This is a genomic window from Thermosyntropha sp. (assembly GCF_017656155.1).
In the GTDB taxonomy this organism is placed as follows: Bacteria; Bacillota; Syntrophomonadia; order Syntrophomonadales; family Syntrophomonadaceae; genus Thermosyntropha.
In genome coordinates, this window is sequence record NZ_JACDOH010000003.1 from 191,557 (window position 1) to 217,261 (window position 25,705).

Sequence of the window (25,705 nt, forward strand, 5' to 3'; positions counted from 1 at the left end):
GATATATTATATATATTCATAATAACAAAAATTCTGGTATTTTGTATATCAAAAAATAAATCCGGCCCTAAGCCGGTAAAAAATTTAGAAAATTCTACTGACCATTTACAACTTTTTTGAATAAATCACTCGTAACATAACCACTCTGCGGATATAACTGTTTAAGCTTAACAAACATTTCCTTAGCTTTATTAAAATCACCTCTTTCATGATATAATAATCCTAGATAATAAAGGCTTTCATCATAATAGTTAGAATCAGGAAACAAATTAAGGTATTTTAAATAATATTCTTCAGCATTTTCATAATCCTTTTTCAAATAAAAAGTCCGGGCTAAATAATACAAAGCTTCGCGATTTATATAACTTCCTGAATTTATAGCCACAACCGCACTTAAATTGCTTACTGCCTTATTCAAATTACCTGTTTTATATGCTTTATAACCTTCCCTGTAATAATATATTTCCTTATCTTCATCATAATAAGACCCCTGACTTAAAGTATCCTCTTCATAATTTTCTGAAACAGACTGGTTTGCGCTTAAAGCCGGAACAAACTGCTCATTAGGGCTGGCTTTCTCTTCTACAACCTTCGAATTAACAGAAGCTGCTTCATGCAAAAAAGAACGATCAGCACTAACTGCAGAAATAATCTGAACCGTTAACACCAGAAAGACTAACCCTGAAACAGCCCAGGCAAGTTTAGTTCTATTTAACGGTAAACCAAAAGTCTTAACATTGACTGCTTTTGATGACATATCTGGATCTTCATCAGCTAAATATACTGCTTCTTTTTCAAAAAACTCCACTAAATATCTATTGATATCTGCATTACTCTTATCCATTTTTAAACCTTGACTCCAGATTTTAAAAGCACTATCCTTATCTCCAGTAAAGGCATAACATAAGCCTAAAAATTTATAAACACTTATAAAGCTATCATTCTCTTGCAACAAAAGCCTGAAGATCTCTTTTGCCCGTTCGTAGTCGTGGCCTTCCATCAAATCTAATGCTTTGTTATAGCGTTTTAACCAGAATTGAAAAGCAGGAGTATTGAAATTTTTAAGTTTAGCCCGGGCAATTTTGTTATCTGGTTCATTTTCTAAAACCTTTCGCCAGTAGGATTCAGCTTTACCAAAATCTCCTATAATATAAAAACAGTCAGCTATTAAATTGAGTATCTGCATATCTTCTGGCATTATACTCCTTGCCTTTTCAAGTTTTTTTACAGCTTCGCTGATATTATGCTCGCATAACATTTCAAAAGCTTCACTACGCAAGGCTTCTGCCTTATTATCAGTAATCTTTTGCAAAAAATACACCACCCTTGTTCAATAGTTTAATAACTATTTCCACAAAGATGGTGTAAATTCCTTCCATAGATATATTTATTTTCCAATTACTTCAAGAATTTTATCAATACCTACTATAACTTCATGCGAAGCTCTTTCCATTTCCTCAATCTTTTCAATGGCCTCATTTATATACCCTTCATTATTCAGTTTTACAGCCTCTTTAGCCAACTGGTGCAGTTCTTTATGAGGCTTATCTACATACTTTTCAAAAACACTTAAAACTTTTTCATCTTCAACATTTTTAATCCACTTACCCAACCTGCACTGTTCATGATCAAATATAGTATCCGGATCTATATACAAACCATGTTCTACTATAAATTCATGTTTCTTCACAAACCCGCGATGATCATCCTTTACTTGATTCAAAAATACTTCATAAGGCAGTTTGTACTGAGCTAATATCTTGCGCAAGTTATCGGATATTTCATGGTTACTTTCTATTACTTTGATAAGTTCCTCAAAATCAGTTATACGATTTTCCGTCCCCTTAACCTGTTTTTCCAATGCGGAAAGTAGAGATGTAACCGCTGAGCTTACTTCATTAACCACCGCTGAAATTTCTTCAGATGAAGCACTCTGTTCTTCCACCGCGCTGCTTATATCCAGTATACTTCCTTCTACTGCAACAATACTATTAATTACGTTTTCCAGACTCTTTACTGCAGTCTCCGTTATCTGTTCACTCTCTTCCGCTGCACGTCCTACTGACTCCATCTCACCTGCAAATCCTGCTATATTAAGCTGCACCCGATCGATAAGACTGCTTATCTGTTTGGTATAACCAGCAGTCTCTTCAGCCAGCTTTCTAATCTCTTCTGCCACAACTGCAAATCCTCGTCCATGTTCACCAGCTCGGGCTGATTCAATAGCAGCATTCAAAGCTAAAAGGTTAGTCTGCTCAGAAACTACCATGATAGTGTTGGTAATCTGTCCAATATCATTGGACAACAAGGTAAGTTCTTTAACCTTGCTCACCGCTTCCTCTACCCGCTTCTTTAAATTATCAACTACCTCTTTTATCTGAGCAATTTCATCTTTGCCCTTGCGGGCATTATCAGCTAAGGCGACATACGTTTCCTGCAGGTTCTGAGTTTGTTTTGCCACCATCTGAGAAGCGCCGGCTATTTCTTCTACTCCCACATCTGCTTCCCTTAGGTTCTCGCCCAGCTCTTTCAGCCTTGAACTTATATCTTCCAGTTCCTGTATGCTGTTTTTTAATCTGAAAACTGCCGAACCTGCCACATCATTCATAAAATATGCATTGGTAGTAAGGGCAGATGTGTCGTGAAACAATTCGTAAAAAACCCCTTTTATCCTTTCTAACAAAGCGGAAAAATCCTGAGCAATCAAGCCTATCTCATTTTTAGAAGTTATCTCTACAATCTTGGTTAAATCGCCTTCACTAACATCCCGGATAGTTTCCTGCAAAGGCTTAACATGTTTAAGTATGTTATGCAAGACTAGATATGTAGCTAAACACAGAAAAACAAGAGCAGTTATTATTATGCCTAAGGCTCGTTTTTTAGCATTAGCCTCAGCCATCAAAAAAGCAGTCCTGGGGATCTCTCCCTGTATAAATGCGATCGTTTTGCCATCGACATCTTTGATAGGTACTAAAGAGAGAATATGCTTTTTGTCATCACTTAAACGGTAAAAGGCTTCTCCCGCCAGGATTTTCTTTTTATCTTTCTCAGTTAAACTTACTTTTGAATTTTCTTCTCCCCACAGGAAAGTTCCATCGGCTTTCTTGATAAAGTATGTTCCGTCAAGTTTTTTTAGCCTTTCTCCCAGCTCACCTTCCAAAGACATACCTATTTCAAAAACCCCTATAAATTCATCGCCTGAATATAACGGTTTTATGCATCTTATTCCATACCCTTGAACCCCTTCTTCTACAGCCAAAACCTGTTCCCGGTTATTTATAGCTTTCATCAAAGCCGGCCTGAAACTTAAATCATCCCCATATTCTTCAGGAGCATGTGCCCTATAAAAAGAATGGGCATCAGGGTTAATAAACTGAAGCTGGGATATATCATGTTTCTGTTTCCAATTTTCATAAACAGGATTAAGCAAATAAGCTAATTCATTCCGTTCCTGCCCGGCAAAAGCCTTAACAATGTCAGGATCGGCAGCCAGCGAATCGGAAAACAGCTCCGCTTCCTCCATAGCATCCTTAATTCCTGAATTCAAGGTATTTGTAACATTTTCGGCATATTCTTTCTCAAAATCCTTTATCAGAAGCTGTTGTAAACCCAAATTATTCCAGTAGAAAATTGTAAAAATAATAATGTTAAATACTACTAAATAAAGTATTATCCTGGTTTTTATACTCTGCATATTTCCTGGCATTATTATCACTTCCTCTCTTTAATTCCTGTTCACCTTAACCATTATTTTAACATATGCCCAATGTGGATAGGACAGATAAATTGTAAAATCTGCATTAAATAAATTATATAATTAAATAGTTAATCAGAAAATCCAAAATAAAAGCAGGTGATAGATTGAGCATAACAGTTAAAGACATGCTACTTATGTTCACAGACTTTAAAATAATGGCAGGAAGCACTGGTCTTAACCGTAAAATAAGCACCGTAAGCGTAATGGATGCTCCGGATATCCATGAATGGCTGAAAGGTGGAGAATTTTTAATTACCACTGCTTATATTTTGCGTGATGCCCCTATGAAAATATCAGAATTGCTGATAAACATTAATAATGTCGGGGCTGCAGCACTAGGTATTAAACTAAATCGATTTATAAAAAAACTGCCTGAAGAAGTTATTCAAAAATCCGATGAGTTGGGAATTCCCTTAATATACATACCTGATAAATACGCTTTTACCGATATAATAAACCCTGTGTTAAGCCGAATCGTCAATGAACAAACACGTTTACTTCAATTATCAGAAAATATTCATAATTCTTTTACTCAAATGGTTATAAAAGGAAGCAATGCGCGTCAAATAATCAATAAACTTAAAGAAATAATCAATAAAGAAATAGCCTTTATCGATTTTAAATTTGACAAAATATGGAACACCTGTCCATTTGTAAACTGTCCCAACATTTATTTAGATTCCTCAGCAATAGATAAAATTCTCGAAAAATACAAAACTTTTTCGGTTAAAGTCGAACACCAGCTATATGGATATCTAGTTTTAAATATAGAGAAAAGCCAGGAACTTACTCCATATGAAAACAAAGCTGTTGAACATGCCATTACTGTATTAATTTTAGAACTTCAAAAAAGACTTTTGCATAAACAAATAGAATCCCGTTATCGTGATCAGTTTATTCTTGATTTAATTTTCAATAATATTAAATCTAATAAAGAAGTTTTAAACCGAGCTCAACTGTATGGCTGGAATTTTACCCGAGGCGTATTAGTATCAATAATAGATATTGATAATTTTAAAGCTCAATACCTTGAAAAAACCATTATGGAAACTAATCGCCCAGAAGATATCCAAGAAAAAATTTTTAAAACAGCCCAAAATATTTTTCATTACTATATGCCGGAAGCAGCCTGGACCTCATTTACAGACAACATAGTTTTTCTGATCGAAACCGATAAAAATAACTTGGAAACTACTAAAGAAAAAATAAAAAAAATATGTACCAAAATACAAAAAGAAATAAAAAAAAGCACCGGCTTTTCGCTCACTGTCGGAACAGGAAACTTTTATCCCTGTATTACCGAAGCTCACAAAAGCTATCAGGATGCCTTAAAAGCTGTACAAATAGGCAGAAACATATACGGTTCCAACGCTCTTATTTTTTATGATGAACTAGGTTCATATAAGCTCCTCGGTTATCTGCACGGCACCCAGATAGCCGAAGAATTTTTAAACCAATACCTTCAAAATCTGATCGACTATGATAAAAATAACAACACTGAGCTGGTCAAAACCTTATGGTATATATCAAAAAATGACTGGAATTTAAAAGCAGCTGCAAAAGAACTTTTGCTGCATCACAATACAATAAAATATCGATTCAATAAAATATGCAACATCCTTCATATAGAAGATTTAAACTGGGAAAACAAGCTAAATCTATCCCTCGCTTTAAAACTATGGAACATCAAAAACCGTTAACTTTTTGTTTTTCCGGTATATAAAACCGGATTTTTTTTGTTTTATAAGAACAAAGACGATCTTAAACTTATCTGATAAGCTAAATTTAGAAAAAACAATTCAAATTTTTTCAACATATTAAGGAGGTTGATGAGATGTATAAAACTAAAGTCGGTTCTCTCCCTGATACATTGGCATCAGTGAAAAACAGTCAACTTTATGACCCTATAAAGCAAATTCCCGTATCTGGAAGAACCATTTTGAAAAACGGCACCGTAATTGACCCGGCCAATCAAGTAGAGGAAACAAGAGATGTGGTAATAAGTGGAGATAGAATTGAAGAAATAGGACAGGATATTAAACCTGAAAAAGGCGATATAGTAATCAATTGCGAAAATTTGCTGGTAGTTCCAGGATTAATTGACATGCACCTGCATCTAGGCGACTTATTTGAAATCAGCACCGCTCCCATCGATTGTGCAGTTGCAGACGGAGTAACTATGGGCTTATCTCCCGGAGCTGGCAATACCTTTATGGCCCCAGCTCTTTTAGGAGCAGAAGTCGACAGGGGGCTTCCCATGAACCTGGGGGTATATCTTGGTGCTGTTAATGTCCTGGGAACCATGCTCTCAGTAGAAGAATTAATCAAGCTTTTTAAAGGTGAACTCGAAGAAGAGATTGGCCTAAATAAAATGACACGCAACCGTATTACTTTTGTTACCGCTCCTTTAACAGTAGGCATAAAAGACCATATGGGACACTTTATTATGTCAGATGAAAATATTGATAAAATATTTACCATAACATCAAGGGCTAAGCTTGTTTATATGTCCCATACTCAGGATCCTGCTCATGCTGAGCGTTTAGTAAACCTTTCCAAAGGTCGTCCACTTCATCTCGCTCACGCCACCGCTGCAGGATGTGGCACTCATTCTGATCCGGTAGAAGGTATGGAAACTATTGTTGAATTATGTAAAAAAGAAAATGTAACCGCCGAATTTGTTACTACTATGCTTAGAAAAGGCAAAGGAAGTCGCGAAGGCCTCTTAATGCCTGAAAAAGCTCAAAAAATCGCATATGATGCACTGGAAAAAGGAATTGTCAATATCCTTATTTCCGACGGCCAAAATGACGCCACAATGAAAGGCTTTGGTGATACCCGAGATAATATTCCTGCTCTCTTGGAACTGGCTGAAATGGGAATTCTATCTTTAAAAGATGCTATTGCCACAATGACATGCAACCCAGCTAGATTAATAGCAGAAAGAACTGGAGTTAAATGGTGGATAGAAGAAGTAGGACACTTGGGCAAAGGTGCTTTAGCTAATATAACAATAATAGATCCTGATGATAAACTGGCTACCTATACCATTGTAAATGGAAAAATAGTAGCCTTTGAAAATCGGGTAGTAAGAAGAGGACATGGGGCTGGCGGCTGGATAAGCAAATTTGGAATGGTTAGAAAAACTGGCGTAGGAGATTTAGCTTCCATAACCTATCAAGACTAGTTGTGAGGTAATGAAATGATCACCGAAATTAAAAAATTTATCCAGCAGTCCAATTACCCCAGTATATTAAAACAGCTTATTCAAACCAATACTTCTAACCCCCCTGGAGATGAAAAAAAAATAATTGATCTGATACTTTCCTTTTTCCCTGTAGAACAGATAAATTACAAAATCATAAATCATACGGACAGCAGAAGCTCTCTGATAATTACAGTCGCGGGGAAAAACACCCGAAAATCCATCGCATTCGTCGGACATGTAGATACAGTTCCCGTTACCGATGGAGAAAGCTGGGTTCATCCCCCCTTCTCCGGGGAGATAGATGGTGAATATATTTATGGCCGCGGCGCTTCTGACATGAAGGGGGGAATAACCGCCATGATCTTAACAGCCCAATACTTTATTGAAAATAAAATAATCCCTCCTTACACTGTAAAATTCTGTTTTACTGCTGATGAAGAAGCCGGCGGCTTAGGTATTCAAGCCTTGCGCGATCAAGGGGACCTTGATGATACCTCCGAAGTATTTATATGCGAACCTTCAGAATGCAAAATTGGAATATCTGAAAAAGGGGCTCTCTGGCTTAAAATCATCGTAAAAGGCAAAGCTTCTCACGCTGCTCAACCTGAAGAAGGTATTAATGCAGTAGAGTATCTTATAGCCTACATAAACGCATTTAAGACACTTATATTAACAGGTAAAAGAAATGACCCTCTTTTAGGTCCAACCACAGTTACCATAACACAAATAAAAGGAGGCATCAAATCCAACATAATTCCAGAAGAAGCATATGCAACTCTGGATATTCGCACTAATACCGACTCTAACCATGGTGAAATTATCAAAAAAGCCGGAGAGCTGGCAGATTTATTTAGCCAGCAATTTCCCGGTTTAAAAATCAACATCATGGTGGAAAACAACAGACCACCAGTCAATGTTGATCCTAAAGCATCTATCATCAGGGCTTTAACCAAAATCTTAAATGACATGCATCTTACCACTGAACTTAAAGGAATGCACTTTTACACCGATGCTTCACAGCTTGTGCCTTATAAAAAAATACCCTTTGTCATTTTGGGTCCGGGGGAAGACAGCATGGCACACAAAAAAAATGAACGCATCCTTCTAAATTCAATTGCTACTGCTGCCGAAATTTATATCCGTTATATATTACAAAGGGAGGGGAACAGCAATGTCTGACAATAATTCTTCTCTAAAACGCCCGGTAGGATCTTTGGCAGGCTTTTTAATATCTATAGCCATTGGTTTAGTTATATACTGGCTTCTAAACAACATTAAAGGATTGGAAGTTTTTTTAACTTATAATGACATAGTTGCAAAAACAGCTCATGATCCTTTTCACAAACTTTTATGGCTATTAATGGATTTCACCGAAGCTGAATTTTATGCAGGGGTATTTGCGGGAATATTTATCATCATTGGTGCATTTATTGCCTGGCGTTTAGATGTAAAAAATTCCCGTTTGGCAGGTTTTAATATATGTTATGGCACCAATACGTGGCCATGGGTTTTTGCTTCACAGGTATTATCCATGATTCTGGTGCTATATGTATTAAATTATACTCATCTATTCAATGAGTACACCTTCCTGCCGACTTTTATAACCGTGGTTGGAGGACCTCCTGCTTTAATGCTGATATACGGTCCTAATCCGCGCGCACTCATAACCGGTTCAATTTTGGGTGCTTTCATCGCATTCCCTATTGCCTTCTGGCTCATGACCAAAGTTATATCGGTTATAAATGTCCCAGTAGTAGTGGCAAATGTTACTACTATGGCTCTAATCGGAATAATTATGTGCCAGGTCTTTAAAGTTTTGCCATGGATAGAGAAAACACCATATAAAACTATAAATCGCCAGGTTAAAGAACTGAGCAGAGAGGAAAAAATACAAGATATGTCTAAACCTTCTTGGTTTATAAGAAGGGTTTTTGCTGATTTCTCTGAGGCTCAATTTTATGGAAATGAAATTGCCGGGATATTCCTCATAATAGGTGTAATTATTGATTTTATACTTAATACTGCACATCCTGCTTATGGATCCGGTCTTCTTCCGGCCATGATTTTAGCCCAAATAGTAGGCTCTGCTACTGGAATATTTCTATACTTTGATAAATGGGTCGAAAAAGGTTGGTATGCTACTTTTGTCCCGGTAGTAAGCAGCGCTCCAGCATGTGTATTAGCCTTTGGCGGAACTATCCCGGTAGCCCTATTTGCCGGAATCCTGAGCGGCATCATCGGTGCTCCTTATGCTGAATATCTTGCCAATAAATTACCGGAAGATTTTCATCCTACCATTGCCAATGTTACTTCCATGGCAGTAACTACAATCATAGTTTATGTAGTAATGCAGGCCTTGCCATGGTTTTAAGCTAGCTTAGAAAATAACATACCAGACTCCATTTATAAATAAGGGCAAGTTTAAAATATCAGCTTGCCCTTATTTTTATACTAAAATAAAAAAGTGCTTATTCCGGTTAAATAGCCGTAATAAACACTTTAACTAATCATCTTGAATAATAAATGGTCGGGGCGACAGGACTTGAACCTGCGACCTTCTGATCCCAAATCAGACGCGCTCCCAAACTGCGCCACGCCCCGAACAGCAGCGGTTATATTTTATCACTGCTGCCCGCATTTTGTCAAATCTAATCTTCTACAGGCGGTCTCCATATTTCCCAAACTCTTCCAGCTAAATCAGTCGACGGTTTAAGCGTCTGACCTCCTTCTTGCCAGCCCGAAGGCATAACTTCACCTGTTTCTCGATTATGCTGGAATGCCTTTATCTGCCTTAAAAGTTCCTGCGGATTTCTTCCTACCGGGGGAGCTAATATTTCGGCAGCCTGAATCACTCCATCAGGATCAATTAAAAATCTGCCCCTTATGTCAACACCCGCGGCCTCATCGTATACCCCGTACATACTGCCTATTTTCCCACCGCGGTCAGACAACATGGGAAATGGTATTCCTCCTTCAACCATCTTCGAAAGCTCGGTTTCATTCCAAACTTTATGGGAAAATACACTATCTACACTTACTGCGATAACTTCCACCCCTAATGCCTGAAGTTCACCATAGCTCACAGCTATGTGCGATAATTCAGTAGGTCATACAAAGGTAAAATCTCCCGGGTAAAAACATAAAACAACCCATTTTCCTAGATAATCAGATAGTTTAACTTTTACGATTTTTCCCTGATGAAAAGCATCTGCTTCAAAATCAGGTGCTTTACGGGTTACTAGCATTTCATCTCCCCCTTGCAATTAAAATTTTCCTATAGCTTAATTTTATTTTCAAGCGACTGCAAATGTCAAAATATTTCTTATATAAACAAGGATTATATTATTAAAATTTATACTTATTATAATTTATATTCATATTAAAGTGAAAAACATGGTATGACATACCATTCAGAATACCCTTTAATACTTTACTAAATCTTAATATTTATGGCAAAAAATAAAAACAAATATAAATTATTAAAACAATATATGTTAAAATATCAGCATAGATATTATTGCAATATGAAATAAGCATTCAAAAAACCGCGTACAAGGAGGAATTTAAATGGATTACAAACTACCACTCCTGCCTTATGATGAAAATGCGCTTGAACCAATTATCTCCCGGGAAACTATTCAATATCACTACGGAAAACATCACCAGACTTATGTAAACAATCTCAATAAACTTATCAAAGATACCCCCTTAGAAAACATCACCCTTGAAGAAATCATAAAACGCGCTTCCGGTTCTTTATTCAACAATGCTGCTCAGGTTTTCAACCATACCTTTTACTGGAACTGTTTAACCCCCAATGTTGAAAAACCAACAGAAAAAGTAATAAAAGCATTAGAAAAAAGCTTTGGCTCCTTCGACAACTTCAAAACTGAATTTTCACAGGCTGCAGTATCTCTTTTCGGTTCCGGCTGGGTATGGCTGGTTAAAGATGAAAAAGGACAGTTATCAATTGAAAGCACCAGCAATGCTGACACTCCAATAGTCAGGCACAAAATTCCTCTTTTAACTATTGATGTTTGGGAACATGCTTATTATATCGACTACCGAAACAACCGGGCACTTTATGTCGAAAAATTCTGGGATATAATAAACTGGAATTTTATAGAAGAAAATCTATAAAATTCCATAAATAGAAAGGGAAAGGTTGGAGGTTAAAAAGCTAAAATAAAGCAAAAAACCATGCCTTCTAGCATGGTTTTTATTTTCAAAATGGTGGGTCATCCGCGACTCGAACGCGGGACACCCTGATTAAAAGTTATATAAGCAGCATAAAAATAATAAAACGTGTTTAAGTATGAAAAACGATGTTAAAGCAAATACCTTAAAATAGAAGCTGTTTTTGTATTGGCTTTAAAAACAATTAATAAATATACAGTATTTATATTAAAATTAAAAACAAATGTGACCTGGAATGTGACCTACTAAAAATGTAGCATTTTTGATAAATTAATTCTTTATATGTGAAGGATTTTCTGTTTTAAGATAGAATTTTAGAATTTTAGAATTTAAATTTTACAGAGAGGGGTAATGTGATGAGTGAAGATCAAGTAAAAAAGCCAATTTGGAAGCGTTGGTGGTTCTGGGGGATAGTAATTGTGCTTCTGATTGGGATTTTTGCTGGAGGAGAGGATAATAATACTAATAATTCAAAAGTAGTAACCACTTCATCTAGTCATAAATACGATTTAGAATTCAAACCTGATATAAAAACCTCTTGCACAGAAGATACCATTACTGTAAATGCCGAAATCAATTGTCCAGATGGAGCAATAATGCAAGTTTTACTAATGTCCGGAGATCTTAAAGAAATGTATTCTGATAAACCGATCGTTAAAAATGGACAAATATCAAGTGTTTTTAAACTCGAAAATACAGATCCTAAAAACTACGCAGGAACAATAATGTTCCAATTTAATGCAAAAGATTTACCTCAACCAGACAATGTGAAAAAAGTATATGGAACATACGGAGAGAAATTGGAAGGAGATAACACCATAGAAGCTAATTTTGGGGACGGTAGCAAAGGTAAAAATGCCTCAGTTACCTTCACGGTTCCCTATCCTTCCCAAGAAGCTGTTGAACAAAGATTGGCGCAAATTTTTGAAGAATTTACTTCTACTCTTATCAAGAACTCCAACGGCGTAATATTAGACATAGATCGCCCGTCAAGTGGGATTTATCATGTCATGGTTTCTAATTCTGCTTGGTATTTATCTTCCGAAAACGAAAAGCAATATTTTGCGGAAGAAATGCTTAAAACATTTACCCAAGTCGGCAAATCGATAGACGGTACAGACACTATTGTTCTAACCATTTTCGATGAATCAATGAATGAAGTAGCACGGAGTAAAGTATTAGGCGGAATGAAGATAAAAAGGTAAAAAAAAATTGGGGGCCTAAGCCCCCAATTCTCCTTTAAATCATCCTTTTATTTCTATGCTTTCCCCCGGCTCTAAACCGGAGGATTCTTTACCCTGGCTATATCTACCGCCGCCTCTCCGAAGATATATCCAAGCGCAAGGGCCACGACCTTCCAATACAAGTCCGCGTCTACGTTCCAACCCAGCCCTTCAGAAAGGACGATGAAAACCGCGCTTGCCACGGCTACCCAGAATTTGCGGCTGGTCAGTTTTTGTTTCATTTTCCCACCACCTTTAACAAATTTAAAGCCACCGCCAGCACAAACCATTTGCTGGCTAGTTCGTCCGGGTTATGATCGCTGGTTATTAATCCCGCTTTCTTTGCCCTTTCTATAATTTCAACCTTCCACTGTTCCGGCATAGGCCCCACCTCCAATCTCCTACGCAATTCTGCCCATGGGAATTTTTTCCCCGGACAAGATGTAGGCATTACGTCTTTATGCCCGACAACTTCCAATTCTCCGTATTTTGGGTATAAATATTCCCGAATGAGCCAAACTAAATTATCTATTTGAGCTTCCATTGGTTTTTCGATTTCAAAATTTCCCGTCAACACAATGCCGATACTGTCTGGATTTCCTGTCTTTCCAGCGTGTGCGCCAATAGTAAATTCGGGTCTTCCTCGTTCTATTTGCCCATTGGCACGAATTACAAAATGGTAACCTATCCCTGCCCAACCTCTGTTTTTATGCCATTTATGAATTTCATTTGCAGGCACATCAGAGCTAGCCGAATGATGGACAATTACACGTCGAGTACTTTTTCTCGAACGCAAACCATTAAATTGAAGGTTTGTTTCTATAATTTTCATGGTTTTCACCTTCTATTTTTTTCTTTCTTATCCCCGCTAACATCCATAGTTCGCCTGTAGTAAAAGCAAACCACGCACTAATTAAAGCCGTAGGTTCGTTCCCTATTCGCAAAAAAATATAAAGCACTGCCATTGTAAACAGCGCGTTAAGGATAATAACCAGTGCAACGATTACCTTTGAATAGCGCACATCGCCTCACCTCGGCAAACTCTGCACATACCAAATAAAAAAGCCCACCATACTGGTGAGCCAGAAGCCGATGAGGGTTTTAATCCAATTTGTAACGCTCTGTAGATCCCTACACACCGCATCCATTTTTTCCAGGACTTGCGCACTTTTTATTTCTAAATCTCGAATCCTATTTTCATGGTCTTGTACCATGTCCTTTATATCTTCGTGAAAATCACATTTGGTCAATATTTTCACTTCCTCTCCTCAAAAATAAAAATAGGGCAAATAGGTTCTACAACATCAAATTATCGCTTCTAAAATCTCTACTTTTTCTTCTTCAGTCAAAGCTGTATATTCTGCAATAATTTCTTCAGCAGTTCTACCTTCTTCATCCATTCTTCTTCTAATAACCCTCACAAAAATATTTTTCTTCCAAGTAAGCATTACACAGCACCTCCTATAATAGCAGCTAAAGCTACTTCAAGGTCAGCTATACGCTGTTCTGTGCTTCCTAAAGTATTAATATTAACACCAGTATTTTGTGGTAATAAAGGCCAACCTTCCTCATCAAACTGCACCTCATTATCAGGTACTTGTACTAATTCACTATCTAAATATTTATTTATTATATCGTCTTTCTGCGTATCCGCATGATACGCTAATACTCTGCCACCTTTTATTACAAGTATCATACATCTCCCCCCCCTATGTAGTAATAATTGCATTATAATTACCTTCTGTGTTTAATGCTGGACTAAATGTCGGCGTGCCTACATAACCGCCACAATAAATATACCCCATCTTTTCAGCTTTGTAATCTGTCCCATTCCCGCTTGCAGTACTTTGAGCCGCATAAATAACTCCTGAAAACAACGCATAAAACCCTACACTCACATTATTTTCTGCGGTACAATTTGCAACATAAGCGGCACTACCATCTACAGCATACACACCATGTACGCCATTTCTACTTACAATAGCTGTATAAAAAGTTCCACTTGAAGTATGGTTCAAATAAACACCATGAGAAAGATTTCCAATTATCTTGCTACTTGAAACATGAACACTACTAGAATATTCAACCAAAACCCCATAACCGCCATTTCCACATACTATACTAGTATACGCATGCACAATTGATGAAAAACTCGCAGTAATCCCAACACTACTATTTCCATTTGAAATACTGTTATTACCATAAATACTCCCACATTGCAAAGCATAAAATCCAGAATGATTATTACATGCACTTAAATATTTCCCTATAACCGAACCACCATTTCCTGTGACAAAACCATAAGTAAAACCACTTACCCCAACATAATCCCCACAATACACAGTTCCACCGCGCACATTAAACCAATTAGAATGACCTACCTCAATTCCTGCAGTTGTACTTGCAGAATTATTACCAACGATAGCTACTTGATTTAAATAACCTAATGCTTTGTCAAATACCCTTAAACCTATACAATCTGTAAATTTTAAAATAGTAGTTAAAACAATAAAATCTCCACCACTTAAAGTAGCAGTAGGAAATACATCTCCCCTATAAGTATTTTTAACCGTTACTGTATTAGTACCTGTATCTACTGCAGTTATTTCCCAAATTCCCTGAAAAGCATAATGATCGCCTGTTCCAGTTGTATTGCGAATAATAGCATATTGCCCAACCTGTGCCCCTACTGCGCTTGCTACTTTTATAGGTACGCTCCAAGCTCCAGCAGAACCAGAAATTGTGCCAACGCCTGTTATGGTAGTAGTAATAGGAGTAGCTCCAACTATCTGTATTTGACTTCCGCACGGGTGGTTAATAACAATTGAAGAAGTATGAGTATACGTTCCTGCCGCAACTTGGATAGTAACTGTAACATCTCTGGGTATCCAAGCGTATTTAAGGCTATCCAAAGCCTCCTGAACAGTAGTATAGTCACTGGGTACATTAATAGTAATATCTGTTTTTATAACAGTCTCAGCCAAATGCGAATCAAAATCAGTTTGCGCTACCGCTCCAATATCTTCCGGAACCACCGCGCCGATTTTTTGCCACGCCGAACCATCCCATTTTTTAAAACCATAGGGAGATGTGCTTATATCTATCCATAAATCATCGATAACCGGTGTGGAGGGCGCCGTAGCACTTTGTATAATATTTTTCTGCGTGTTCTGGTCTATGATGTCCCAATTTTCATTGAAACTAGCCCTAGATACTGTTTCATTACCCAATGGTTTTTTTATTCCCAGTTTTGGTGTTAGTTCAGGCATCTTATCACCTCCTTAATAAGTTGATGGGTCAAGAACCTCAAGCTCATCCCATGTGTAACTGTGCGCATCAAGCTGATCCCAGGTGGTATTTAAGCCGTCAAGCTCATCCCAAACAAGATAAGAGAATTCATAATCTACAGCTAAGTGCGCCGGTTTTATTTCCTCGATTGCGGCCTTTACGTCGTCCAAGTTTGGCGGGATGCCACGGGGGTCAACGAACTTCACTGTGAAGCTGTATAACTCCGGGTGCTCCGTGACCTCTACTGTGCCGTATACATAGCTTTCAGCTACATTCTTGATTAGGTTTACTGTCACCGTACCCATACCCCGGAGTTTAGAAATGATCCGGCTCCGGCGTTGGTCTAACGGCTTGCCGGCGTAAGAGGAGAGGCCCAGCATCTGCTCCCAAAGGGCGAGGCCCGTTTCGGTGGCGGTTTCAACGTAGAATTGCTTCAATACATCCTCAATATTTGTGTACAGCTGGTCAAATTCCACGCCCTCTGCATCCAACAGGGAAACAAAAACCTGGCTACTTCTCAGGAAATCAGGAATATAGCCTTTCATTGTTTCTACTCTACTCATTCAACGTCACCGTCCCCAAAATGGCAACCTCGGTGTCGCCTATGCTCACATTGCCGGTGCCTCCATTCAATGTTAACCCGGAGTAGTCTAGCACTCCTGGCGTATCCAATAATAAACTTCCGATTTTAGCATAGCTTACATAATCCTGCTGGAAGGCAATACTTTTTAAGTATTCAGTCAGCGAATTTTCAAATGACACCTGCACATCAGCTAGCGTGTATCCCGTATCAAGTACAACGGTTGCTGATACGTCTATGTTTAGCCCTGTTGCACTTTCAACTGTCACACTAGCACCTATAGGCCTTACCGTTTCAATATAACTAGCTACAGCTGTCACTATGTCCGTGCTTGCGGGTTGTTTATTGCTGTCTATTATTACAACCTTAACCGTTCCGTTACCGTTCCATAAAGGGAAAATCTTTGCATCTCCAACTCCTGTGACTTCCAATGCCCATTGTTTGTAATGTGCTGCATTTCCTGATGTTGCTGGAGTTCTTACTTTCTCTAAAAGCCGTGCCAGCAGGTCGGCGTCACTTTCTTGGTCAGTGCCCCCCGAAGTTGGGTTTGGGCTATTTACCGCTGTCACTCCTGCTATAGCAACAGGAATTTCTGTAATAGTGCCTGCGGGGACATTTCCGCTTGCCCCCGCTTCTACTGCTTCAATGTTAGCCGTTACCGTGCCGGTTTCGCCTATTATCACATCAGCAATAGTCTTAAACTGAACCCCTGCTCCAGTTGCAAAAAGGCTGCCGGCAGGAACCGTTGTTCCTGGTGTACCAGTAATGGTGACCTGCCCGGAGGCTTTGGTGGCCTCCTTCCTGGTCAGTCCGTGTTCCGCTGCCCTGTAATCCAAATATTGTCCATATGTAGTCTGCGCAAACCCCCATTGCAGCACCAAATCAAGCTGCATATATAGCTGGGCAAGTTCTAGGGCGGCAGGGGAAAGGGCGTCCCAAATAAAAGAACCCTCGCGCTTGTCGAGGGTATCTGGAACATTTGCCAAAAGTCTTGCCATGATAGCTTCATAGGTCTGGTCTTCAAACATTGTACGTCACCCCTTGACGGAGGGTCTGGCCGTCGAAGGTCACTACTGTAAACGTAACCTTCAACCAGTCCGCTCCGCGTTCAACCACGAAGTCTTTCACATCCTCGATTCGGTCATCATATATTAAGGCCTCCCGCACAAAACGCGGTATCTCACTTTCCAACACCGCCCTGGGAAGGTCAAAACCAATTATATCTTCTAATTCGCACCCAAAAGCGGAGGAATATATCGGCCAGCGGTAGCGGGTGGTCAATAAAGCCTTGGTAATCCATACTCGCAGAGCGTCAGGACCATCTACCACCTTCGGCTTGCCATCCTGGAGAATAAATTCTCCAGTAGTAAAGTCAAAGTCAGGTTCCCGGCCGTATGTTATCTGTGTAGATGAACCCGTATTAACTATATTGGGATTGGGTACCGAAATGTCAGGGAATAAAGCCATTAAAGCACCACCACCTTATCCCAAATAAGGTACTGCTGGCCGCCAGGCAGGGCCATAACTACCACCCGGTCACCGGCTTTAAGGTTGTAATGGATAGTTATTGTCTGTTGCTCAATGGTAAGCTGCTGTACTTCATGAGTATGCCTATGTCTTAGTTGGTTTGGGTCAGGATACTCATAATAATGGTCAATTGTCTCCTGCCAATATGAAACATCACTATCCTTAATATTTGATACGGTACTATATGTCCTGGTATGCTCCAATAGGTGTTCACAAACCAGTAGGTCCCCATCTTCAGCCCGAAGCATTATCTTTTCATTATCTAACCTAATAATCAAAGGGCTTGCCTGTATTACAGTCGCAAGCTCTATCCCTGGTGCCCTCGGTATTTGCCCTTGAATTATATCGATTATGCCGCTACTCATTCTCGCTTGCCTCCTTCGTTGCCACCACCGCCTGCAAGTCTAAGGCAAGGCGCATGGTGTGGATCCCGTTGCTTACCCGGTGGTCATCGCTGAGGACATAATATTGCCCCACTATACCCGTGCCTGGTTCCAGGACCTCTATCATCTGGCCGGCCTCAACGTCATCAATCCCCAGGGCCTCAATCTCCCACTCTTGCGACAGCCTCCCCAGCTCAGCCAGCAGGTTTTTAGCTATTACCTGGGCCTCAGCCGCCTTGATGTTGCTCTCCCGCTTGTACTCCTGAAGCATCCCGTACTGCTTAATAAGGCTGTCATTGCGCAGATCCGCCAGCACCTGGTCTTTGTCGCCTACGATGACCACTCGGTTTCGCATGTCCTCCAAGCTTTCACGGTAGGTTGCGTTTATCAGGTTTGAGCCTTCAGCTATTACCCATCGCTGCTTTTGTTTGCCAACTTCTTCGACAGTGAGTTTGCCCTGTTTCATCACGGCCCGGTACTTCTTGCCGGTCCTCTTTCCTGCTTCGGTGAGAATAATAACTATCATATCCCATAATAACTGCTCCCTGAGTATCAGTTTAGATAGGGTTATGCTTGTTGCCACTATGCTGCCGGCCTGTATGCCAAAATCATCACAAATCTTTTTTATCATAGCCTCCGGTGTCATATTTACAAACTTATAAGTGGTTTTATTATGCGTAAGGTAAATTGCATGGTCGAAACAGGTGATGCTGCCTACACCCCGCGTAATCTCCGGCTCCCATACTATGCCGCGGAACAGTTCAGCCCCCTGGTCATTTAGCAGCACTACCAAGGACCCTGCCGGCGGCTTGTATTTAGGGGTGTAATCATCTCCTCCATAAACAAAAGAGAGAGACAGTTTTCTCGCCGCCTCTCTTACATCGCCGCCCCAGGACAGCCCGGTGACAATCTGCGTTATATCCTGTTGTTTGCCTTCTTGTGTGATATTCAAAACTGTATAACTCATAACACCAGCACCTGCCCTGGTTTAATCAGATTGGGATTCGGCCCAATTATATCTTTGTTTTTTGTATATATTTCCCGCCATTTGTTTCCGTCACCTAAAGCTTTCTTGGCAATTAAATAAAGACTATCGCCAGGCTTTACAGTATAATTAGCCGGCTGTTCTTTTGTATCTGGCCGGCCAGCTAATGTTTTAACAGCTAATGTTATCTGTTCTGTAATTGATATCTGTTTTATTTGAATAAATCTATATTCCTTCAACTTCAAGGAAAATTGGACGTCCCGGCTCCCTCCGCGCTCTCCCCAAGTGAAGGATTCAATCGCGCAGGCCAGATTAACCGGGGTCCCAGTAATAATCAAGCGGATGGGGCGTTTTGACTTGCGCCAGCGTTCTATTGTTTCCACTGCACTGTAAGGGTCACCCAGGTAATACTGAGCATAAGGAACCCGGTTGGCCGGGAAGTGGCTGGTTATCTCTATCTTCGCCAGCCCCTCGCCCGTAATCTGGATGATGTCGCCCAAGCCCAGGATGTTCACCATCTCATTTTGGTTACTGGCCGTATACTGGTATTCTGGTGGCGGAACCGGCAGCTGCAGTTTCTCAGCAAAATTGTTATATGAAAGCCAAAATTCCATCACGCCATCGCCACCCTTCCACGATTAGCTGCTGCAAGTCTTAATTTTTGCTCTAGGGCTCTCACAATTTGATCTATATCAGCATCCTCACGAACTACTATTGTGTCTGCCAGCTTCGCAACAGTCACATTGCCACCACCAGCACGGTACAAATCAGCGTCTCGGCGCGGCAAAACTGCTTCACCCCGGTGCAGGAGAGCCAGATAATTATCATAGGGCACATAGCGCAACCCAGCTGCATGACCTTTTGCAGTCTTTGAAGGTACTTTGATTTCTGTAGGACCTGCGTCAAATTTTTCTGCCACCCATTTAACGCCTTTGGCTATCAAACCAAGACCTCTACCTACAGCCTCAAAAATAGGCTTCAAAACCTTCCATGCCGCGCTAACCACGGCTACAATGCCAGGCCATGCTATTTTAAATATTCCCCAAACTATCTTCATGGTGCTACCTATTATGCTTAAAATTGGGCCTATTATCCCCCATGCTGTCTGTAGAACAGATGATATAGTTGGCCAAGCAGTCTTCCACATGGATTTTACGGCTGGGATTTGCGACTGGATATAACTAATCAATGGCACTATTACAGGTTTAATCGTTTTTATTACATCTCTTGCTCCGGCTATCGCTTTGCCTATTGCCTGCCCAACCGCTTGCATCCTTGCGCTTATTGTCGGGCCCTTTTTCTCAAAAAAATCAACTAACCATTGCAGTTGTGGCCTCAAACCCTCAACAATACCCATACCAGCTTCAGTAAAAGCAGTGGATATATTACCTTTAACCGTAGTCCACAGCCCGGCAGTTGTTGAGGAAAGTTTTTTAGCCCCACCTTCAAAGAAGGGGGCTACTTGGCTTAACATTACAGCTTCAGCCCCGCCGGCCTTTTTTATATCTTCCTGTGTAATTTTGAAACCGAATTCTTTCATGCGTTCGGTTTCGCCTACCCGAAGGTCGGCCAGAGCCTCTATAGCGTCATAGATTGTTTTTTCAGGATTTAAAGCTGCCATGTCGCCAGCTATTTTGACTAGTTCCCGTGCTTTTGCTATGTCTCCCCCGGCTATGTTAATGGCCCGTGTCCCAACAGCAACGACTTCATTAGTTTCAAACGGTGTGAAATTGGCATATTTATTTAACCATCCAACGTATTGTTTCGCCTGTTTCTTTGCCTCCGCCTCGCTGATACCTGCGTTTTGAATGCCGATGAAATGCTCCATCGACACCATCTGCTGCTCACGCTTCATGGCTGTGCCGATGGTTGCTTCTCCAACAGCTCCCAGGCCCATAGCTGCCAGAGCGCCCGCTGCTAATCCTTTGAGGGACAAAAGGTTGTTTTTAATTTTGTTGAGTGTGCTGGTGGCCTGGTCTTTGAGCTTTACAACCGGGCGAACAACTGTCTTACCCAAAATCTTCATTTTTGCAGTTAATTTTTGAATAACTCCAGTTGTCTTCTGGGCCTCTTTCGAAAGTGTAGTAGTTGATTTTACTACTTTGCCCATAGTAGTTGTAAACTGGTCTTTTAGTCTAATTGTTGCGCCTAAAAGCATAATATTTCCTCCCTTAAAAGGAGATAAAAAATAGCCCCCATTCGGAGGCTCTTTCTAGTTTTGTTCTTGAAGTTTCTCTTGTTCGGCTGCCTTATCCACGTTCATTAATTTTTTGGTTCCGCAAACAGGGCAAATATTCTTTGGTTTCAACAAATAGTAAATAAAATAAAGAATCCCCGGGACTATCCCAATTATCAACAAAATAATAAAAACAGGCCAGTTAAATTTTTTGGTTGGTTCCACTGTCCTCTGGCACAAAGGGCAGTATTTTATATTTGCCATTCTGACACCCCCCTTTAAGGGGATTAAATTCAACTTAAATTCGATAATTCCTTTATTTTTTCTTCTATTTCCTTCATCATGCAAGCATATAGGAAAACCTTTTCGCCTTCGGGAAGGTTATAAATCTCGGACGGCAGGCGCCCCTTGCGCGTATACCAGTATATCATCGCCGCCTCACCGTCCTCGTCAATCAGTTTTTTATTTCTTCAATGTTCAGCCCGTCTTTATCAAATCCTGACAATCTCAAAATAGCCTGGTAAACAGTCAGAATCTCGCCCCCCAGGAGAATGGTATCAACAATATCCACCGGCCGTTTTACTCCGTATTTCTCCCGCAATTCCTTATTCTTAAAATCAGGGTCGATAGACATCTCATAAATGGTCCACTTCATTTCTTCGGTCTCATTGCCACCCGAGTTTTCCCCAATTTCTTTTATCTGGTCGATTGTAGCTGCTTTAAACTTAATATAAAACGGCTGCCCAAATTCCTTTGACAGCCGCTTTATCTCCACCTGCCCCGTAGGGATATTTTTAATTTTAGCCGGGTCAGCGGTTAGCAGCATTTCTAGCGTTTGCCCCATACATTATGCCTCCTTCGGTGCTATCGTGTCTAATAATTCCCAATCAGTAAAAGTAAAAGGACATTCAATTTCGCCCTTTGCTTTAGCTTCCCAGCTTGCTAGGGTTAAATCATCAAAAACAGCATCTTTAATCAATATGCGTTCGGCTCCATAAGCTGCCGGATCTTTTAGCGAAGACAATATTTGCACCCGTGGATTTATCCCTGCCTTAATTTGATCTGACAACTTAATCATCATCCGACTGTTGACTTTATGAAGCTTAAGGCTTCCGGTACCTTTGTAGCCCATCATCTTAGTATCTGTACCCAACTTCCCGCATACCGCGATATCTTCTTTGTCGATTTCTACCCGGGCCTCAAGCCCGTAGCATTCAGAGACCTTATCTCCATCAAGCCAGACTTCTCCAAATGTCCCGTTGATTATGCGATTTGCGTCAAGTGCCATTTAATTCACCTCCTACAGGTTAACGACCAGTTGAACATCCTCAATCGCATCAAGCGGTCGCACAGTCGCAAGTAGGAATACCTTATCCCGGGTGTTAGCCTCTTTAATCTGTTGTGTCGTCCTATTGTCTACATCTTCCCCTATACTGCGCAAATATGCCTTCTGGGCTTCAATATCGATCTCGCATTTGTTCTTGCCGGGGTCAAGAACCCGTTCTTGCTCTAATACCTCAAAATAGGCATTAATGGCTGCGCAAAGCAGGAGTTTGTTTTCATAACTGTTCTGGACCTTGCCAATATATTCATCTTCAATAGTTGTTTTTATATCGGTATAAATCATGTCCAGAATGCGTACCAGCTTAATCTTTTTCCAATCTTCGCCCTTGGTCTCGGTGGTGGTCACCAGACTGGTAACGCCCCGGGCAATTTTAACCTTCTCACCGTCATGGTAGAGGATTAATTTCCCGGCATCAATCTCGGTATCGGCTTCAGATTTTGTTAGGTGTGGCACGTCCGTTACTTCAGACAATACTTGATAGGTCGGTGCAATGGTCAGCGGTAAACCTGAAATTAGTCCAGCTATTCTTGCCGAATACTCGCTTGCCGAATAAGTATCGCTGCCGACTGTCACGACCCCAGCAACACCCGTCCCGTCCTCAACGCAGAAGTTTACGATACCTTCATGGTCCGCCGCCTCATCCGGCAGCACGGCTATAATCTTGCGTTCCTTGGTATCGCGCATAGATTTAACCCAACTGGCCACTGTTGAAGTGTCCGTGTCGGCTATTCCGGGGATAGCTAAAATATTAAACTTAATTGTTTCCAGATAATTCAAGGCTTCGCTGTAATCTGTTGCTGTGTCCGGAATTACTATGGCCTTCACCTCTTTAGGAGTGCCCCAAAATGCCTGTTCCAGATACGTTTGATTTGTCGTACTCAAAGTATCCGGGATATCAGCTATATCAGACATAATATATTCTGTCAATTCTGTCACAGAAGCATCTTTGAGAACCAGGGCCAAAGTTCCTATTGTGCCCCGCTCTATGGCCTTTATGGCTTTGCTTTGAAAAACTATATTAACACTGGGAAGCCCCATATTTTACACCTCCTGTTCGTAATGAACCTCACCCATCAGGTCATAGCTTGTTTTCGGCCTTGTCAGCTCGGTCTGCAGGGTCACGGTTATATATACCTCTGCATCTCTAGGGCCACCTTCTGTATTTATAACCTGATATTTAGTGCCAGACGGGCCAGTCAAAGTTATAGTATCCATCAGGGCCTGTTTTAGAGAGTCTGAAATAGCCAATTGATTCAAAACATCTGGTTGGCCGGTGCTAAGAAGCGGGGCAAAATATACTATTTGCCAAGTCATAGTTACCTGGTATAGATCCCGGCACAAGTGTTCTTCGCGGCTGGTCGCGAGCTGAACAAAAAAACCGGGACGTTCGAAAGCATCAGGCATCGTAGAAATATATATCCTATTCACATTAGGGAAGTTTCCCCTCAGTAAATTCCGTATTGCGTCCAGACTATCCCCATACATCCAGCCCCATCTCCTTCGCCATCTGCCTGATTGACTGTTTCAATAAAGCCGGAAATTCTTTTTCGGCTTCCTCACAAGCCCTACGGAAATAAAATTTGCCGGGGACAAACCCTAACTCAATTTTTTCTCTGCGCGGTCTTACTTTGCCTGGGATTTTATGCCGCCGGTATTTAACAATGGCATGTCCCTCTTCAACCATTTTTGCATAGAACAGATTGGTCCCCACTTCGACTATGTATTCATTACTGGGACTCTTTTTTACTCGCACCCGGTATGACTTACGCAGATCACCGCTTACTTTTGGGGTTATCTGCCGGGCCTTTTTCTTTACCAGATTACCAGCCTGCCGGACCAGCTTCCGGTAATGCGTTGGGCTATCTTCAATAATAGCCAGTACCCACTTTTCCCATTTATCCAATTCTGTTATGTCAAGAATATTTGGCATTATTTAAACACCTCTTTACACATTAGCTGAAGCTCAATATGCCTTTCTTCTGGGTCAATCACTGATTGGATATCAAATATCCTATTGCCGTATTTCACCCGCATGGCTGGCTTTATTCCCGGCTGAAATCGAATGCGTATCCTTATTGTCACTTCAGACTGCGTGTTTTGTAAAAGTATATATTCCCTGCCTTGTATAGGCTCAACAGCTGCCCATACCGTGCAAACATCCTGCCAGCCTGCTCCGATTGGCGTGCCATACTCATCTACTTGCTCTACAAATTCTTGGATCGTTATCCGATGTCGCAAATCCCCAATCCTCATACCGACACCACCCTGTCCTGCCAAAGCAAAGCATTCACCGCAAATTCAATTTCTTTCGTTATAGACCCTACTACAACTACCTCCCGGTGCTCGTACCAGTGCCCAATCAACAACAGCATCGCTTGTCTCACAGTCATAGGCACATCACTAGCAGTACCATAGCCAGCATCAAACTCAATGCATATCCCATTAGCCGGACACAGCGTTATTCCTAGCCAACTATTGTTTGCTTTTAACACCACCCGTCCAGGCTGACTTTGTGTATCAACGATATAGCTGTCAGCAGATAGAATATATTCGGTGCCGTCTTCACCGTAATATTTAATGCTATTCACAGCCCGCAACGGAGGTTTGGGTATAAGGATTTCTGAACCTGCCGCCCAATCATCGAGCCAATACTGCCAGGTCTGGGTGATGTATGCGCGGTTCTGGAAGTTTTCACAATATTGCCGGGCAGCAGTAATCAGGGAAGTAATATAAGCGTCCTCTTCGGTTCCATCTACCCGTAAGTGTATTTTTACTTCACTCAGGGATAACGGCTCACTAGCAGGAGCAGTTTTTAACACAAGAGCCATCCTACTTCACCTTCCTATGTCTAGTGACGGCTTTCTCCGGCACATCAATTGTTGCTGTTTTCTCTTCCTTAACTCGGACTGCATGCCCAGCCCTAACCAGTTCTGCCGCTAAGGGCTCATCAATTTCTATAACCTGTCCCGCCTGAAAGCTGAAAGTTAACCCTGCCACACTTGTCAGAATACGAACCTTAACCATCTTGTCACCCCT

General features: G+C 40.7%; 31 protein-coding genes and 1 tRNA gene. 6 read left to right on the plus strand and 26 right to left on the minus strand.

Annotated features, from left to right (window positions below; translation table 11 throughout):
- Positions 1–94: 94 nt before the first annotated feature.
- Both H0Z36_RS04470 and H0Z36_RS04475 read right to left on the minus strand, forming a co-directional pair.
- Positions 95–1,312 carry a tetratricopeptide repeat protein gene (locus tag H0Z36_RS04470; RefSeq protein ID WP_296864046.1) on the minus strand — a complete coding sequence of 406 codons (1,218 nt, stop codon included), beginning with the start codon at positions 1,310–1,312 and terminating at the stop codon, positions 95–97.
- Between the two features lie 75 nt (positions 1,313–1,387).
- Positions 1,388–3,706 carry a methyl-accepting chemotaxis protein gene (locus tag H0Z36_RS04475; RefSeq protein ID WP_296864047.1) on the minus strand — a complete coding sequence of 773 codons (2,319 nt, stop codon included), beginning with the start codon at positions 3,704–3,706 and terminating at the stop codon, positions 1,388–1,390.
- Positions 3,707–3,861: 155 nt separating this feature from the next.
- Here H0Z36_RS04475 and H0Z36_RS04480 point away from each other — a divergent pair, with 155 nt between their 5' ends.
- The 4 genes from H0Z36_RS04480 to H0Z36_RS04495 all read left to right on the plus strand — a co-directional run bounded on the left by H0Z36_RS04480 (position 3,862) and on the right by H0Z36_RS04495 (position 9,336).
- Complete coding sequence (locus H0Z36_RS04480; RefSeq protein WP_296864048.1) at positions 3,862–5,457, plus strand: PucR family transcriptional regulator; 1,596 nt, start codon at positions 3,862–3,864, stop codon at positions 5,455–5,457.
- 134 nt (positions 5,458–5,591) lie between these two features.
- Entirely contained in the window at positions 5,592–6,944 is a 1,353-nt protein-coding gene (locus H0Z36_RS04485; RefSeq protein ID WP_296864049.1) for an amidohydrolase family protein, read from the plus strand.
- A 15-nt stretch (positions 6,945–6,959) separates the two neighbouring features.
- Positions 6,960–8,144, plus strand: a complete 1,185-nt coding sequence (locus H0Z36_RS04490) for a M20 family metallopeptidase (protein WP_296864050.1) — start codon at positions 6,960–6,962, stop codon at positions 8,142–8,144.
- The gene (locus H0Z36_RS04495) at positions 8,137–9,336 is read left to right on the plus strand and encodes a hypothetical protein (RefSeq protein ID WP_296864051.1); all 1,200 of its coding nucleotides are present in this window, start codon (positions 8,137–8,139) and stop codon (positions 9,334–9,336) included. Before H0Z36_RS04490 ends, H0Z36_RS04495 begins: the two co-directional genes overlap by 8 nt.
- 153 nt (positions 9,337–9,489) lie before the next feature.
- Here the strand turns inward: H0Z36_RS04495 and H0Z36_RS04500 are convergent.
- Positions 9,490–9,566 (minus strand) — tRNA-Pro (locus tag H0Z36_RS04500).
- 47 nt (positions 9,567–9,613) lie between these two features.
- Positions 9,614–10,210 (minus strand): thioredoxin-dependent peroxiredoxin, encoded by a 597-nt coding sequence (gene prxU, locus H0Z36_RS04505; RefSeq protein ID WP_296864052.1) that lies wholly within the window; start codon positions 10,208–10,210, stop codon positions 9,614–9,616.
- Positions 10,211–10,532: 322 nt separating this feature from the next.
- On the opposite strand from prxU, the gene H0Z36_RS04510 reads away from it, so the two are divergent.
- Together H0Z36_RS04510 and H0Z36_RS04515 are read left to right on the plus strand one after the other, a co-directional pair.
- Positions 10,533–11,105: a superoxide dismutase gene (locus tag H0Z36_RS04510; protein ID WP_296864053.1), complete on the plus strand. Its 573-nt coding sequence runs from the start codon at positions 10,533–10,535 to the stop codon at positions 11,103–11,105.
- Between the two features lie 410 nt (positions 11,106–11,515).
- Entirely contained in the window at positions 11,516–12,367 is an 852-nt protein-coding gene (locus tag H0Z36_RS04515; protein WP_296864054.1) for a hypothetical protein, read from the plus strand.
- Positions 12,368–12,438: 71 nt separating this feature from the next.
- Here H0Z36_RS04515 and H0Z36_RS04520 read toward each other — a convergent pair whose 3' ends face one another.
- The 22 genes from H0Z36_RS04520 to H0Z36_RS04625 all read right to left on the minus strand — a co-directional run bounded on the left by H0Z36_RS04520 (position 12,439) and on the right by H0Z36_RS04625 (position 25,693).
- Positions 12,439–12,627 (minus strand): hypothetical protein, encoded by a 189-nt coding sequence (locus tag H0Z36_RS04520; RefSeq protein WP_296864055.1) that lies wholly within the window; start codon positions 12,625–12,627, stop codon positions 12,439–12,441.
- Positions 12,624–13,217, minus strand: coding sequence for an N-acetylmuramoyl-L-alanine amidase (locus H0Z36_RS04525; RefSeq protein WP_296864056.1), 594 nt, complete (start codon positions 13,215–13,217; stop codon positions 12,624–12,626). Before H0Z36_RS04525 ends, H0Z36_RS04520 begins: the two co-directional genes overlap by 4 nt.
- Positions 13,186–13,407 carry a hypothetical protein gene (locus H0Z36_RS04530; protein WP_296864057.1) on the minus strand — a complete coding sequence of 74 codons (222 nt, stop codon included), beginning with the start codon at positions 13,405–13,407 and terminating at the stop codon, positions 13,186–13,188. The genes H0Z36_RS04525 and H0Z36_RS04530 overlap by 32 nt, the downstream gene beginning before the upstream one ends.
- Positions 13,408–13,689: 282 nt before the next feature.
- On the minus strand, positions 13,690–13,833 hold the full coding sequence (locus tag H0Z36_RS04535) for a hypothetical protein (protein WP_296864058.1): 144 nt from the start codon (positions 13,831–13,833) through the stop codon (positions 13,690–13,692).
- A complete protein-coding gene (locus tag H0Z36_RS04540) occupies positions 13,833–14,081 on the minus strand; it encodes a hypothetical protein (RefSeq protein ID WP_296864059.1) in 249 nt (82 codons plus the stop codon). The genes H0Z36_RS04535 and H0Z36_RS04540 overlap by 1 nt, the downstream gene beginning before the upstream one ends.
- Positions 14,082–14,094: 13 nt before the next feature.
- A complete protein-coding gene (locus H0Z36_RS04545) occupies positions 14,095–15,654 on the minus strand; it encodes a right-handed parallel beta-helix repeat-containing protein (protein ID WP_296864060.1) in 1,560 nt (519 codons plus the stop codon).
- A 12-nt stretch (positions 15,655–15,666) separates the two neighbouring features.
- Complete coding sequence (locus tag H0Z36_RS04550) at positions 15,667–16,236, minus strand: YmfQ family protein (protein WP_296864061.1); 570 nt, start codon at positions 16,234–16,236, stop codon at positions 15,667–15,669.
- Positions 16,229–17,281: a baseplate J/gp47 family protein gene (locus tag H0Z36_RS04555; protein WP_296864062.1), complete on the minus strand. Its 1,053-nt coding sequence runs from the start codon at positions 17,279–17,281 to the stop codon at positions 16,229–16,231. The genes H0Z36_RS04550 and H0Z36_RS04555 overlap by 8 nt, the downstream gene beginning before the upstream one ends.
- Positions 17,274–17,720, minus strand: coding sequence for a DUF2634 domain-containing protein (locus H0Z36_RS04560; protein WP_296864063.1), 447 nt, complete (start codon positions 17,718–17,720; stop codon positions 17,274–17,276). Before H0Z36_RS04560 ends, H0Z36_RS04555 begins: the two co-directional genes overlap by 8 nt.
- Complete coding sequence (locus tag H0Z36_RS04565; RefSeq protein ID WP_296864064.1) at positions 17,720–18,145, minus strand: DUF2577 family protein; 426 nt, start codon at positions 18,143–18,145, stop codon at positions 17,720–17,722. Before H0Z36_RS04565 ends, H0Z36_RS04560 begins: the two co-directional genes overlap by 1 nt.
- Positions 18,138–19,130, minus strand: a complete 993-nt coding sequence (locus H0Z36_RS04570) for a hypothetical protein (protein ID WP_296864065.1) — start codon at positions 19,128–19,130, stop codon at positions 18,138–18,140. Before H0Z36_RS04570 ends, H0Z36_RS04565 begins: the two co-directional genes overlap by 8 nt.
- Positions 19,127–19,762 (minus strand): LysM peptidoglycan-binding domain-containing protein, encoded by a 636-nt coding sequence (locus H0Z36_RS04575; protein WP_296864134.1) that lies wholly within the window; start codon positions 19,760–19,762, stop codon positions 19,127–19,129. Before H0Z36_RS04575 ends, H0Z36_RS04570 begins: the two co-directional genes overlap by 4 nt.
- Positions 19,762–21,306 carry a hypothetical protein gene (locus H0Z36_RS04580; protein ID WP_296864066.1) on the minus strand — a complete coding sequence of 515 codons (1,545 nt, stop codon included), beginning with the start codon at positions 21,304–21,306 and terminating at the stop codon, positions 19,762–19,764. The genes H0Z36_RS04575 and H0Z36_RS04580 overlap by 1 nt, the downstream gene beginning before the upstream one ends.
- Positions 21,307–21,360: 54 nt before the next feature.
- Positions 21,361–21,672 (minus strand): hypothetical protein, encoded by a 312-nt coding sequence (locus H0Z36_RS04585; RefSeq protein ID WP_296864067.1) that lies wholly within the window; start codon positions 21,670–21,672, stop codon positions 21,361–21,363.
- A 106-nt stretch (positions 21,673–21,778) separates the two neighbouring features.
- Positions 21,779–22,168, minus strand: coding sequence for a hypothetical protein (locus H0Z36_RS04590; RefSeq protein ID WP_296864068.1), 390 nt, complete (start codon positions 22,166–22,168; stop codon positions 21,779–21,781).
- A 3-nt stretch (positions 22,169–22,171) separates the two neighbouring features.
- Positions 22,172–22,612 (minus strand): phage tail tube protein, encoded by a 441-nt coding sequence (locus H0Z36_RS04595; RefSeq protein ID WP_296864069.1) that lies wholly within the window; start codon positions 22,610–22,612, stop codon positions 22,172–22,174.
- A 12-nt stretch (positions 22,613–22,624) separates the two neighbouring features.
- Entirely contained in the window at positions 22,625–23,707 is a 1,083-nt protein-coding gene (locus H0Z36_RS04600; protein WP_296864070.1) for a phage tail sheath subtilisin-like domain-containing protein, read from the minus strand.
- A gap of 3 nt (positions 23,708–23,710) precedes the next feature.
- The gene (locus tag H0Z36_RS04605) at positions 23,711–24,154 is read right to left on the minus strand and encodes a DUF6838 family protein (RefSeq protein ID WP_366508863.1); all 444 of its coding nucleotides are present in this window, start codon (positions 24,152–24,154) and stop codon (positions 23,711–23,713) included.
- On the minus strand, positions 24,141–24,599 hold the full coding sequence (locus H0Z36_RS04610) for an HK97 gp10 family phage protein (protein ID WP_296864072.1): 459 nt from the start codon (positions 24,597–24,599) through the stop codon (positions 24,141–24,143). The genes H0Z36_RS04605 and H0Z36_RS04610 overlap by 14 nt, the downstream gene beginning before the upstream one ends.
- Entirely contained in the window at positions 24,599–24,922 is a 324-nt protein-coding gene (locus H0Z36_RS04615; protein ID WP_296864073.1) for a phage head closure protein, read from the minus strand. Before H0Z36_RS04615 ends, H0Z36_RS04610 begins: the two co-directional genes overlap by 1 nt.
- On the minus strand, positions 24,919–25,497 hold the full coding sequence (locus H0Z36_RS04620; RefSeq protein ID WP_296864074.1) for a head-tail connector protein: 579 nt from the start codon (positions 25,495–25,497) through the stop codon (positions 24,919–24,921). Before H0Z36_RS04620 ends, H0Z36_RS04615 begins: the two co-directional genes overlap by 4 nt.
- A gap of 1 nt (position 25,498) precedes the next feature.
- Positions 25,499–25,693 carry a hypothetical protein gene (locus tag H0Z36_RS04625; RefSeq protein WP_296864075.1) on the minus strand — a complete coding sequence of 65 codons (195 nt, stop codon included), beginning with the start codon at positions 25,691–25,693 and terminating at the stop codon, positions 25,499–25,501.
- Positions 25,694–25,705: the final 12 nt, after the last annotated feature.

Bases quoted from the DNA above. Each gene is read 5' to 3' on its own strand.
- H0Z36_RS04475 (WP_296864047.1), bottom strand. From the start codon at position 3,706: ATGCCAGGAAATATGCAGAGTATAAAAACCAGGATAATACTTTATTTA.
- H0Z36_RS04485 (WP_296864049.1), top strand. From the start codon at position 5,592: ATGTATAAAACTAAAGTCGGTTCTCTCCCTGATACATTGGCATCAGTG.
- H0Z36_RS04490 (WP_296864050.1), top strand. From the start codon at position 6,960: ATGATCACCGAAATTAAAAAATTTATCCAGCAGTCCAATTACCCCAGT.
- H0Z36_RS04495 (WP_296864051.1), top strand. From the start codon at position 8,137: ATGTCTGACAATAATTCTTCTCTAAAACGCCCGGTAGGATCTTTGGCA.
- H0Z36_RS04510 (WP_296864053.1), top strand. From the start codon at position 10,533: ATGGATTACAAACTACCACTCCTGCCTTATGATGAAAATGCGCTTGAA.
- H0Z36_RS04520 (WP_296864055.1), bottom strand. From the start codon at position 12,627: ATGAAACAAAAACTGACCAGCCGCAAATTCTGGGTAGCCGTGGCAAGC.
- H0Z36_RS04525 (WP_296864056.1), bottom strand. From the start codon at position 13,217: ATGAAAATTATAGAAACAAACCTTCAATTTAATGGTTTGCGTTCGAGA.
- H0Z36_RS04535 (WP_296864058.1), bottom strand. From the start codon at position 13,833: ATGCTTACTTGGAAGAAAAATATTTTTGTGAGGGTTATTAGAAGAAGA.
- H0Z36_RS04540 (WP_296864059.1), bottom strand. From the start codon at position 14,081: ATGATACTTGTAATAAAAGGTGGCAGAGTATTAGCGTATCATGCGGAT.
- H0Z36_RS04545 (WP_296864060.1), bottom strand. From the start codon at position 15,654: ATGCCTGAACTAACACCAAAACTGGGAATAAAAAAACCATTGGGTAAT.
- H0Z36_RS04550 (WP_296864061.1), bottom strand. From the start codon at position 16,236: ATGAGTAGAGTAGAAACAATGAAAGGCTATATTCCTGATTTCCTGAGA.
- H0Z36_RS04555 (WP_296864062.1), bottom strand. From the start codon at position 17,281: ATGTTTGAAGACCAGACCTATGAAGCTATCATGGCAAGACTTTTGGCA.
- H0Z36_RS04560 (WP_296864063.1), bottom strand. From the start codon at position 17,720: ATGGCTTTATTCCCTGACATTTCGGTACCCAATCCCAATATAGTTAAT.
- H0Z36_RS04565 (WP_296864064.1), bottom strand. From the start codon at position 18,145: ATGAGTAGCGGCATAATCGATATAATTCAAGGGCAAATACCGAGGGCA.
- H0Z36_RS04570 (WP_296864065.1), bottom strand. From the start codon at position 19,130: ATGAGTTATACAGTTTTGAATATCACACAAGAAGGCAAACAACAGGAT.
- H0Z36_RS04575 (WP_296864134.1), bottom strand. From the start codon at position 19,762: ATGGAATTTTGGCTTTCATATAACAATTTTGCTGAGAAACTGCAGCTG.
- H0Z36_RS04580 (WP_296864066.1), bottom strand. From the start codon at position 21,306: ATGCTTTTAGGCGCAACAATTAGACTAAAAGACCAGTTTACAACTACT.
- H0Z36_RS04590 (WP_296864068.1), bottom strand. From the start codon at position 22,168: ATGGGGCAAACGCTAGAAATGCTGCTAACCGCTGACCCGGCTAAAATT.
- H0Z36_RS04595 (WP_296864069.1), bottom strand. From the start codon at position 22,612: ATGGCACTTGACGCAAATCGCATAATCAACGGGACATTTGGAGAAGTC.
- H0Z36_RS04600 (WP_296864070.1), bottom strand. From the start codon at position 23,707: ATGGGGCTTCCCAGTGTTAATATAGTTTTTCAAAGCAAAGCCATAAAG.
- H0Z36_RS04605 (WP_366508863.1), bottom strand. From the start codon at position 24,154: ATGTATGGGGATAGTCTGGACGCAATACGGAATTTACTGAGGGGAAAC.
- H0Z36_RS04610 (WP_296864072.1), bottom strand. From the start codon at position 24,599: ATGCCAAATATTCTTGACATAACAGAATTGGATAAATGGGAAAAGTGG.
- H0Z36_RS04615 (WP_296864073.1), bottom strand. From the start codon at position 24,922: ATGAGGATTGGGGATTTGCGACATCGGATAACGATCCAAGAATTTGTA.
- H0Z36_RS04620 (WP_296864074.1), bottom strand. From the start codon at position 25,497: ATGGCTCTTGTGTTAAAAACTGCTCCTGCTAGTGAGCCGTTATCCCTG.
- H0Z36_RS04625 (WP_296864075.1), bottom strand. From the start codon at position 25,693: ATGGTTAAGGTTCGTATTCTGACAAGTGTGGCAGGGTTAACTTTCAGC.